Origin of the sequence: Salinimicrobium sediminilitoris (assembly GCF_020866905.1) — a bacterium.
Taxonomy (GTDB): Bacteria; Bacteroidota; Bacteroidia; order Flavobacteriales; family Flavobacteriaceae; genus Salinimicrobium; species Salinimicrobium sediminilitoris.
In genome coordinates, this window is record NZ_JAIVCC010000010.1 from 1 (window position 1) to 11491 (window position 11491).

An 11491-nucleotide genomic window follows, 5' to 3' on the forward strand; every position below is an offset into this window, starting at 1 on the left:
AAAAATCTTGTAGTTTTGCCATAGTACTGAGTTGTTTAAAACTCCGGAAAATGGTCAACTTATTTCAGTACCCGACATAGCCACGGATTCACAGATGTAATTTAACTTTTACTGTCCACTGTCCACTGTCCACTGACCACTGATCACTCCTTTCACTGCACTTCATAAAGCAGCACTTCATCCTCTTCTCCCTGCACTACAAGTTCCAGAGCAGGGTCATCATCTGCGTTATTGAGGTCTATTAATGAATTTCCGTAAACGGGAAAGCCATTCAGTAACGTGGCATTGCTGTCAAAAACATATACCTTCTTCGCCTGCAGGTCGGTTACGGATACATAGATCTTATTGTTGATATAGAAGATTTGCGGCGCACTGTAAAGTCCAAAATCGAGAGTGACTGAATTTCCTTTAATAGTCAGCTCATTTTCTGAAAGCATCACCAAAGTTTTTGCGGTGGCGTTGATGCGGGTGTTTTCAGTAAGATCAAGATCTTCTTTTTTGATATTTCCTTTTTCATCAATTTTAATGATCTGGCCTTTGGTATTTGATGAGACGAAGTTTCCGTCGTACTCGTACCAGTTATTTTCGGAAAATTCAAGATTTTCTTTTACAACGACGCGTATTTTCCCTGTACGGCTTAGAATATTCAATTTACCTGAAGTTTCGGGGATCACGATGTAATCCTTTCGGCCAATCCTAATGTGCTTTGGAGTCTGTGCGATATCCGATCCCGCTTTGGAAAATTGGAAACCTTTCACACTCCTTCCTTTTCGATCGTACATGAAAACCTCTTTTCCCTGTACAATCAGGAACCGGTAATCTCTCTTGTTGTCATAGTCAAAAATGGCAAGGGGCTGCGTGATTTCATCTCTAAACTTCAATGGGAATGGTTTTACAGAATTGCCATCCCGGTCAATCACATGCAGCGCATTTTTAGTGGCGAAGGCAAGTTGATATCTTCCATTCCTTAGAATATCTACCGTCTGGACGTCGCCTAAAATGCGGGAGTCCATTTCCTTTTTCCAGTGGATCTTACCTTCGGGAGAGATTAGATAAAGCGTATTTTGAACATCCTGGACAGCTATATCCATGCCGTTGGTACGGTGATTTTTAAAGAAAATCGGTGGGGAGTTTAGAGCTGCTCCAAGTTTGATAGCCGCAGCCCGGGAAGTTGGTTTTTCAGTCTTTAAAGCTGCGCTTTTAGTTAGAATACTGTGCAGGTGCGCAAAGTTATCCTGGTAGATATATTGAATTGCCGAAATAGGAAAATTTGTATAGTCCAGTCCATTCGATGTGTCTTCATCGTTTGCCTGATTGTTCCTCACTATCAAAAGGGACGCTTCTGAACTCAGATTTTCTGAAGCAGACTTATAAGCTTCAGAATTCGCCAAAACCAGTTCATCCTGAACGGCTGTCATCACCTCTTTTAATGCTTTGGAAGTTTTCGCGAACAAAACATAACTATTCAAAAAGGTGAAAAAATGAAGCTCTTCCGGATTCAGCAGTGGCTGAAGCATTTTTTGAAAAGCATTCGGGTTGGGATATTCATATATTGGTATTCCACGGAATTCTTCTGTTGGCTTAAGCTCGAAACTTAAAGAATTTCGGGCACTTTCGGGGTCTTTAGCATGAACAGCAAATACAAAACCTTCAGAAAGCTGAATTATTCCTGCTTCACTGGCTGTTTCGAGAAGGGAAAGTTCATCAGAAAAAGCTTCAGTTTTACTACCTCTCAAAAAGGTCAAATTATTATTCAGTTTTTCGAATTTTTTAAAAGAGATCGAGGTGAACCCTTTGCTGTGTACAGGAGTGATCTTTGCAAGATTATTTTTGGCAGTTCCTGCTTCTTTAAATACGTTTATGAGTCGGGGAATAGAATCTGAGGCAACTGTGATACCATTAAGGCTAATGTCGTTTTGTGAAATGTCTGTATCCAGCACAGTCCATTTGCTGATGTTCGAAAATCTCGCAGGGAAGATGTCCTTAAGAAAGAAAGACGCTTTTTCAGAATTAAAAAACAGAGAAGTTTTCTTAGGGGAAGCAGCCTTAAATGCCGTTTCAAGATCTGGGTCCCAACTGTGGCTGCCTTCAGAAGCCTCTTTTAGTAATTGTAGCGAATTGCTTAACAGGTTAATGCTGTCTATACGTGTTGAATAAGCTGTTTTGCCTTCCAGAACATATTTTTTTATTTCTAGGTCGTCGGAATTTATGGTCTCTACCTGCCGGTTGGGTATGGAGTCCAGGTTCAATGGTTTTAGCTCATCCTTACTAATGAAAAGGAAGTCGAAAGATTCTTCTCCTTTGGTATTTAGAACAAGAAGAGCTTCTTTTTTATGCGGAAAAAATTTTAATATTTCAAGCCCCTGCTCCATGTCCTTATAAAAGGAATGGTTGGAATTAAGCTTTAGAAAATCATTATTTTGAAGATTGCTGAAGAACAGATCAGGATTTTGCATTTGAAGGATGACCGCTGGCTCCTTGGGTAAAAAGTCTGTAAGTGCATTTGCAGTAGGGCGATCATCGGCACAGGAAATTAACAGTGAGATGAGGCAAATTGCTATTATCTTCTTCATGGGAAGGTTTAAGTAAAATTTTTTTAAAGTGAAATCTCCAATTGTTCAGGAAGGAGTTTAAAGCTTTTTCGATGGTATTTTGTTATTCCGTATTTCTTTATGGCTTCACGATGTTCTACAGTAGGGTATCCTTTATTCTGTTTCCAGTTGTACATTGGATATTCCTCGTGGATCTTGATCATGAATTCATCCCTGTAAGTCTTTGCCAGGATTGAGGCGGCCGCAATGCTTAAAAATTTCCCATCTCCTTTAATTATACATTCGTGCGGCACTTCCCCATAGGTTTTAAATCTATTGCCATCTACAATAATAAATTCGGGAACAGGATTGAGATTGTCGATACATTTATGCATCGCCAGGATGGAGGCATTTAAAATATTGATCTCATCGATCTCTTCCATATATATGTGTTGCACCGAATAACACACAGCTTTCTTCTTTATTATTCCCCGCAGTTCATTTCTTGAAATAGAGTTGAGCTGCTTTGAGTCATTTATAAGTTTGTTTCGAAACCTAGGGGGCAGAATCACTGCCGCTGCTGTAACAGGTCCTGCCAGGCAGCCTCTCCCGGCTTCGTCTGTGCCGCACTCCAATTGTAATTTTGAGAAACTTTTTGCTAACATGTTGTTAAGTTGCTGTAGGGTAATACTTTATCCAGAATCGTGAAAATATTTCCGGCAGTACAAAAATAGGAAATAAGTGCAGCCCCGAAAATACAGGGGAGAGAAAAGGTTGTTTAAAATTACACACTTTAGAATTTAATGTTTTATTCCTTAGAAAAATCGGCAATTTTGGTGGTTCCGGTAGGATCTGGGTCTCTTTTCTACTAAAATGGAAAGGAACAATCTTGAGAATCAACAAATTTGTTAAGTCTTTAACAATTAAGTTTGTTTCATTGTCTTGTTTTATTAAGATTTTATTACCATTTTTGGCACTGGCTAATTCAAATAATTCATAAAATGAAAAGAAAATTAAGTGGAATTCTAACACTCTTGCTGGTGTTAGTGGTGCAAATTACGTTTGCACAGCAAATGAAAACGATCACAGGAACTGTGACCGATGGGGAGGGTCTTCCTCTTCCAGGGGTAAATGTATTAGTAAAAAACACCAGTAGAGGAACTCAAACAGACTTCAATGGTGAATATTCTATCAATGCTCAGTTAGGTGAAGTAGTAGTATTCTCTTATGTTGGATTCGAGACTGCTGAATATCCTGTTGGAGAGATAGACAACATTGACGTCACTCTTACTGTGGATGCAGCAGAGCTGGAAGAGGTAGTGGTAGTAGGTTATGGAACCGCAACTAAAAGGTCATTCACAGGTACTGCGACTGTAGTTTCTGGTGAGAATCTTGAGCGTAAGAACGTTTCTGATGTTTCTAAGGCTCTTGCCGGGGAAGCAGCGGGTGTTCGTGTGATAAACACTTCTGGACAACCAGGAGCGGAAGGTACCATTCGTATACGTGGTATTGGTTCTGTAAACGGAAACAGGGACCCTCTATATGTAGTAGATGGAGTTCCTTATTCGGGAAACATTGCTTCTATTAACCCTGCAGACATTGAGTCAACAACTATTCTTAAGGATGCTGCAGCGACAGCTATCTATGGAGCAAGAGGTGCAAACGGGGTTGTTGTGCTTACTACCCGTAATGGTAGAGAAGGAACAGCGCAAATTGAAGTTGAGCTTAAAACCGGTCAAAACTTTCAATTGTTAGACAGGAGTGAAGTGATTTCAAATCCAGATGAATATTTAGCTTTAAGTTGGGAGGCGCTTTATAATAGAGGTAACGCTTCTGGAGCAGCAGATCCTGCTGCTTATGCAAATGACAGACTTTTTTCTTCATCAGGTCTTGATGCCCGTTATAATTATTACAATGTTCCCGGGGCTGAAGTAATTGATCCTGCAACCGGTATGGTTAGACCAGGATTAGAAAGAAGATACACGCCAGAAGATTGGGAAGAGTATGCTTTCCAGCCGGCTGTTCGTACAGAGGCTAACTTGAAAATTAGCGGTGGTAACGAAAAATCTACTTACTATACTTCTATAGGTTATCTAGATGATAAGGGTTATTCTATTAATTCTGATTTTGAAAGACTTTCAGCTAGATTGAGCGTGAGTCATGATGTTAAAGATTGGCTAAGCGGTTCTATGGATGTTGGTTATGCAGTGTCAGAAACAAACAACTTAGGACAGTCAGAAGATTCAGGAAGTGTTTTCTGGTTCGTAGATAACATTCCGTCTATTTATCCTCTTTTCCTAAGAGACGAAGATGGTAACACTATAGATGATCCTTACTTTGGTGGAAACCAATATGATTTTGGACAGGGACGTGGTTTTGGAGCTTTGACAAACGCTATTGCCGGTGCTTACCAGGATCTCAATAACTCAATGAGACATGAGATCAATACCAATATCTTCTTTAATGCTCATATTGCTGAAGGTCTTGATTTTGAAACACGTTTTGGATCTCAATATTTTAACACAAATCTTGATAGCAGGGGGAACCCTTTCTATGGAGGTTCAGCAGGTCAAAATGGATCGCTTTATAAGCAACAAACAGAAAGATTGGCTTATAACTTCCTGCAGTTACTTCGTTTCAACAGAACTTTTGGAGGTCACACTATTGAAGCTTTAGCTGCGCATGAGAGCAATTCATTTGAGGAGTCTTTCTTTTGGGCTTCCAGATCAAATCTTGTGGTGCCTGACGCTACCGAATTGAACCAGGGAGTAGTTAACAATCCTCCGGGATCGTTCGTAGAAGATTACACTTTAGAAAGTTATTTTGGGCAGTTGAGCTATGACTTTAGAGATACTTACTTTCTTTCTGGTACTGTAAGGAGGGATGGATCTTCAAGGTTCCTTAATGATAAGTGGGGTACTTTTGGATCTGTTGGTGCAGCGTGGGTTATTTCGAACGAAGGCTTTATGCTTGACCAGGATGTACTTAGCTTCCTTAAATTAAAGGCTAGTTATGGTCTATTAGGAGATCAGGCCGGTGTAGGTTACTATCCTGGGGCGGATCTTTTCAATGTTGATAACCTTAACGATGAGATTTCTTTATCCTTTAATACTAAAGGAAACCCTGACCTTACCTGGGAAACTTCTAAAATGTTCCAGACCGGGATAGAATTTAGTTTCGGGAATTATTTAGAAGGTAGTTTCGACTATTATAATAAACTCACAGATGACCAAATTTTTGAAAGAAGGGTAGCCCCATCTTTAGGATATGCAATAATTGATGTGAATGACGGTCTTCTTCAAAACCAGGGATTCGAGTATCAGCTTACAGGAAAGATCGTTCAGAGCGACAGATGGTACGTAAATATCGGAATTAATGGAGAGATAATTAACAATGAGATGCTTGAGATGCCGATTGATCCTTCAACAGGGGAGCAAAAGGTTCTAGATAACCAGGGATATTTCGGTAGAGCTGTAGGACATTCGATCTTTGATTATTATATGCGTGACTATGCCGGAGTAGATCCTGCAACAGGAGTAAGCATGTGGTATGCTCATTTTATAGATGAAAACGGAGATGGCGTACCTACTGGAGGTTTAATGTCTGACGGTGGAGAAATTATTGAAAGTCTTTTTGAGTATCTTGATGCTAATCCTGATATGGAGGACGAAATTTCAAAAGCAACCGTCCAAAGATATGAGCACGCTACAAGAAAATTCATTGGTAAATCGGCTATTCCAGATGTTAGAGGTGCTTTAAACCTTGCTACAGGATTTGGGAATTTCGATTTGAATGTTCAGTTGCTTTACCAATTCGGTGGATACGGGTATGACTTCCAGTATGCAAGACTTATGCACAATGATGTAGTCGGGAGTAACAACTGGCACGTTGATATTCGTGATAGATGGCAGGAGCCGGGGGATATTACAAGTGTGCCAAGAATTTCCTCTAACTATGATCAAAGTGTTGCTTCTACTTCCAGTAGATTCTTAAGAAAACTGGATTACGTTTCCTTAAATAACGTGAGACTGGGGTACACGCTACCAACAGATTTTACCGAAAATATTGGCATGGGTGCTCTTAGTGTCTGGGTTTCTGGTGATAACCTTGCTCTTTTCTCAGACCGCACAGGATGGAATCCACAAACAGCAGAGGCCGGTGGATCTGACTGGTACACCTACTCTCCTCTTACAACTATAACTGCAGGTGTTAGAGCTAAATTTTAATTAAAATTGAACATGAAAATGAAAACAAAATTTTTTATACCTATACTGGCTGGTGCTTTGACACTAACAGGATGTAGCAAAGATTTTCTGGAAACCGAACCAACAGAGTTCGTTTCTTCAGACCAGGTGGCAGAGGCCTCCGAATTGAACCCGGGCTTACAAAATGCCAATATCGCTGGTCTTTATTCCACAATGTATCTTACAGGTACTGGAGGAACAACGGGTCATGATGATTTTGGCCAGAAAGGATATGATATCTTTTCAGATATGTTAAGTGGAGATATGGTATTGGCCGGTTATACCTATGGCTGGTATCAGGATATTGTAGAATACCAGGCTACTACAAACTTTACAAATACTGCCAATTATCAGGTTTGGAGATATTACTACCGATTAATTTTTGGAGCTAACATTGTAATAGATGGATTAGGAGGTAATGATGCCGAACTAGAATCTGACGAAGCCCGTGCAATTATGGGACAGGCTAAAGCAATGAGAGCTTATGCTTACTTTTATTTATTGCAATTCTATGGTGAAGGATATAATCCTTCCGAGGAGGTTCTTCCTATCTACACTACAGTATCCGAAGAAGCTGCAGCACTTAGCCCGCAGTCTGAAGTTTATGCACTTGTAGTGGATGATCTTACAGACGCTATTGATCTTCTTGAAAATTTCACCAGGACTGCTAAGAACGAAGTAGACCAAAGTGTTGCGAAAGGACTTCTTGCTTATACTTATGCAGCAATGAACGACTATGAAAAAGTGATAGAGGTAACCCAGGATGTTATTGATAATTACGGTTATAATGTTGTATCTTCAACGGAAGTCGTTTATGATGGCACTAACTTAGAGGCTGCTGGATTTAATGATGTTGCCAACTCAGGTTGGATGTGGGGTGTTGATCAAACTCTGGATATTGGCCTTGATCTTATTTCCTGGTGGGGACAGGTCGATCTTTTTACCTATAGCTATGCCTGGGCAGGAGATCCTAAAGAGATCAACCATGATCTTTTTGATGCAATACCTGCAGATGATTTGCGTAAGGGTCAATTTGTAGATGCTTATGGGGATGGAGTACTTTATCCAATTAATAAATTTTATGCTCCAGGACGTACTGTTGCAGGACAGAGAAACGTGACTACCGATTATGTTTATATGAGGATAGCCGAAATGTACCTTTTACTTGCTGAAGCAGCTGCTCAAACCGGTAATGAAGCTCTTGCCAAAGAGGCGTTAAGAGTTATTCTGGATGAGCGTGTAGAGGATACTGCTTATCTTGATGCTTTAAGTGGACAGCAATTGATCGATCACATCTTCTTGCAGACTCGTATTGAACTGTGGGGTGAAGGGAAAGTGTATTTAGCTGGAAAAAGACTTGGTAGGACTGCACAAATGGGGCCTAATCACCTGACTTTTCCAGGTTTGAGTGTTCCTTTCAATTCAGATGACATGACCTTTGAAATTCCTCAAAGTGAGCGTCAGAACAATCCTTTTATTGACTAATAATTAGAAAACAAAGCCCTTCTTTTGAAGGAGGGCTTTTGCCTTTCATATTAAACTCATACAAATGAAAAAAACATTATTATTATTATTAACCGTCGTTATGACCTCTATTTTTGTTAGTTGTAGTGACGATGAATTTACTCCGCCAAACTATGTGACGTTTGAAGGATTTGTAAATCCCAACATAGGTGTTGAAGTTGATGGAAGTGCTACCCGTGAAGTGACAGTTTACACTGCCAATGTCACGAGCAACGACAGAACTTTTGATGTAATGGTGGGAGACGCTACGACATTAGCTTCCACGGCTTATACTGTACCTTCTACAGTTACAGTGCCGGGAGGAACAAATGAGGCCACTTTTGAAGTTCAGGTTTCTGATGTTGACCTGGGGCTGGTTGGGAAAACTCTTGTTTTACGTCTAGATCCTACTGTTGATGGTCTTTACACAGGTGATCCTTATGTGCTTAATGTTGGACGTGTTTGTGAAGGGACTGACTTTACTGTAGACCTGGTTTTTGACGGATACGCGAGTGAAACTACCTGGACACTATCAGATGCTGATGGAAATATCCTAATTGAGGTGGATGGATATTCAGATGGAGCTGCGACAGCTACTCGTTCTTTATGTCCAGGTGAGGGAACCTTTACCTTCACAATAACTGATTCTTTTGGTGATGGGCTTACTTACCCTGCCGAAGGATCAGTAACACTTTCTTATGGAGGTGAAGAATTTGCTGTGATTCCAGGAGATTTTGGATCAGAGGAATCTGTTAATTTTACAATTGGACCTGATGGTGCGACGGTCGTTGGTGGAGACACTGATGGTGGAGACACTGATGGTGGAGACACTGATGGTGGAGACACTGATGGTGGAGACACTGATGGTGGAGACACTGATGGTGGAGACACTGATGGTGGAGACACTGATGGTGGAGACACTGATGGTGGAGACACTGATGGTGGAGACACTGATGGTGGAGATGCCTAAACATTCCCATTATTAAATAAATTTAGAGGCTGTCTTTCAAAGGCAGCCTCTTTTTTTTTGAATGCCTTTAAAGTCACCTGCCCCTAATTCTTTCAATTATCATACTTTTGTTCCAGTGATCATTCTTATGAAGAAAAAGCAACTCTTATTTCTCTACTTATTGTTAATCCCTATATGGGGTATTTCTCAGGAAAGGAAACTTACCCGTTCAGGGGCAACTGGTAGCGAGCGTGAAATGGATGCCGGTGAGAAAGCTCCCGAAGTTGAAAGAGCCCCTATTGAACTTTATAAAATTATTTCCGTAGAGAATGATACGACCATAGTCGATACTACCCTTAACATTTATAAAGATTACAGGTTCAACTACCTCAGGAAAGACAACTTCGGGTTGTTAGCTTTTTCCAACGTGGGTAGATCCTATAACAGGCTTACTTATGATTTTCTCGATGAGCGTTTTGTTATGCCTCAATTTGGTGCAAGGGCAAGACATTATAACTTCATGGAGGTAGAGGATATTTATTATTACAATGTTCCTACCCCGTTTACCGAATTATTTTTTAAAACTGTTTTTGAACAGGGACAGGCAGTAGATGCCCTTTTTACGGTAAATACCTCTCCAAATTTGAATTTTTCGGTGGCTTACAAAGGTCTTCGTTCCCTGGGACGGTATAAACATTTACTTACCAGTACCGGGAATTTTCGCGCTACCTTAAGTTATGATTCCCCTAATGAAAGATATAGACTTCAGACGCATTTTGTCTCACAGGATCTTCTCAATGAAGAGAATGGCGGACTTACAGAGGCTTCTCTTGAACAATATGTTGCTAAAAACCCCGAATTTGAAGATCGTTCGCGCCTGGATGTAAATTTTCAGGATGCACAATCCACCCTTTTCGGGAAAAGGTTCTTTCTGGATCATTCTTATGCTTTATATAAGAGGAATGATTCCCTGGCCCAGAGAAATTTGACAATTGGTCACCGGCTGAATCATACCTATAAGAAATACCGGTTTCAGCAGGGAAATGCAAATGAAATATTTGGACCTTCCTTTGAAGAGGTGGGGATTAGAGATGAAACCCGACTTACGTCTACTTCTAATGAGGTTTATGTTGGGTTTACAGCAGGAAACCTGGCGCAGATTGTAGCCAGGGGTAGGCATACTAATTACGATTATGGTTACAATACAGTGCTTGACCTTCAGGATGGTTTTATCACAAATCGGCTGCAGGGAAATATTATTTCAGCAGGAGGGGATTACACCGGGACCTTAGGCGGATTCCAGTTCAAAGCGAATGGAATGGTCAATTTAATTGGGGATCTTAAAGGTTACGACCTTGGTGCGCGGCTTGCTTACGTGCTTTCGCCAGATTTCTCTGTTGCCGCCACGGCCAATATTAATGATTGTGCGCCTGATTACAATTTTCTTCTATACCAGAGTGACTATATAAACTATAACTGGCAAACTTCCTTTTCAAATGAAAGCAGGCAGTCACTTGGTTTCGATTTATGGGCACCACAGCTGCTAAATGCAAGCCTGGAGTTTACTACCATAAATGATATGGCTTACTTTGCTCTTGATGAAATGGGTAGTGTTCGACCTTTCCAGCATGAAGGGCAGGTAAGTTATTTTAAAGTAAAGGGGGAGCGGGAATTTAGTGTAGGGAAATTTGCTCTCAACAATACCGTACTTTTTCAGTCTGTACTTGACGGGGGGCAGGTGTTTAACGTGCCAGATCTTGTTACCCGGAATACCTTATATTACAGGGACCATTGGTTTCAGCGGGCGCTCTACCTTCAAACCGGTTTCACTCTAAACTACTTTACCGGGTATAACTTGAATGGGTATGATCCGGTTTTAGCCGAGTTCTATGTACAGAACGAACAGGAATTTGACGGTTTTCCAACTGTCGATTTCTTCTTTAACGGAAAGATAAGGCAGGCCCGTATATTTTTCAAGCTGGAAAATCTGAATTATTTGATTGAAGGCAACAATAATTTTTCTGCCCCTTTGTATCCTTCTCGTGACTTTGGAATTAGATTTGGACTGGTCTGGAATTTCTTCATGTAGATCTCTTGGGCGTTTCCCCACCTTCGCTGCCGCTTAGGTGTGGCCGGGCTATTCACTTCAATCTTTTTGTCCGTGCTTCCCAAAAAGGATTTCCGCTTCTATCCCTAACGCGGGTTTACGGAACTCTTCCAAAGTTTCAAACTTTGGAAGAGTTTTAACGGAAAAAAATCACCTC

At 40.7% G+C, this 11491-nt stretch carries 6 protein-coding genes; 4 read left to right on the plus strand and 2 right to left on the minus strand.

The window, feature by feature from the left end:
• Positions 1–152: 152 nt before the first annotated feature.
• Together LA313_RS11120 and LA313_RS11125 are read right to left on the minus strand one after the other, a co-directional pair.
• Positions 153–2573, minus strand: coding sequence for a DUF3352 domain-containing protein (locus tag LA313_RS11120; RefSeq protein WP_228914939.1), 2421 nt, complete (start codon positions 2571–2573; stop codon positions 153–155).
• Between the two features lie 23 nt (positions 2574–2596).
• Positions 2597–3196 carry a ribonuclease HII gene (locus LA313_RS11125; RefSeq protein ID WP_228914941.1) on the minus strand — a complete coding sequence of 200 codons (600 nt, stop codon included), beginning with the start codon at positions 3194–3196 and terminating at the stop codon, positions 2597–2599.
• A gap of 336 nt (positions 3197–3532) precedes the next feature.
• On the opposite strand from LA313_RS11125, the gene LA313_RS11130 reads away from it, so the two are divergent.
• The 4 genes from LA313_RS11130 (at position 3533) to LA313_RS11145 (ending at position 11316) form a co-directional block, all read left to right on the plus strand.
• Positions 3533–6757 (plus strand): SusC/RagA family TonB-linked outer membrane protein, encoded by a 3225-nt coding sequence (locus LA313_RS11130; protein WP_228914943.1) that lies wholly within the window; start codon positions 3533–3535, stop codon positions 6755–6757.
• An 18-nt stretch (positions 6758–6775) separates the two neighbouring features.
• Positions 6776–8260, plus strand: a complete 1485-nt coding sequence (locus tag LA313_RS11135; RefSeq protein ID WP_228914944.1) for a RagB/SusD family nutrient uptake outer membrane protein — start codon at positions 6776–6778, stop codon at positions 8258–8260.
• Between the two features lie 100 nt (positions 8261–8360).
• Entirely contained in the window at positions 8361–9248 is an 888-nt protein-coding gene (locus LA313_RS11140) for a hypothetical protein (RefSeq protein WP_228914946.1), read from the plus strand.
• A gap of 127 nt (positions 9249–9375) precedes the next feature.
• A complete protein-coding gene (locus LA313_RS11145) occupies positions 9376–11316 on the plus strand; it encodes a putative porin (protein ID WP_228914948.1) in 1941 nt (646 codons plus the stop codon).
• Positions 11317–11491 lie beyond the last annotated feature (175 nt).

Coding starts and splice junctions, on each gene's coding strand:
- LA313_RS11120 (WP_228914939.1), bottom strand. CDS start 2,573: ATGAAGAAGATAATAGCAATTTGCCTCATCTCACTGTTAATTTCCTGT.
- LA313_RS11125 (WP_228914941.1), bottom strand. CDS start 3,196: ATGTTAGCAAAAAGTTTCTCAAAATTACAATTGGAGTGCGGCACAGAC.
- LA313_RS11130 (WP_228914943.1), top strand. CDS start 3,533: ATGAAAAGAAAATTAAGTGGAATTCTAACACTCTTGCTGGTGTTAGTG.
- LA313_RS11135 (WP_228914944.1), top strand. CDS start 6,776: ATGAAAACAAAATTTTTTATACCTATACTGGCTGGTGCTTTGACACTA.
- LA313_RS11140 (WP_228914946.1), top strand. CDS start 8,361: ATGACCTCTATTTTTGTTAGTTGTAGTGACGATGAATTTACTCCGCCA.
- LA313_RS11145 (WP_228914948.1), top strand. CDS start 9,376: ATGAAGAAAAAGCAACTCTTATTTCTCTACTTATTGTTAATCCCTATA.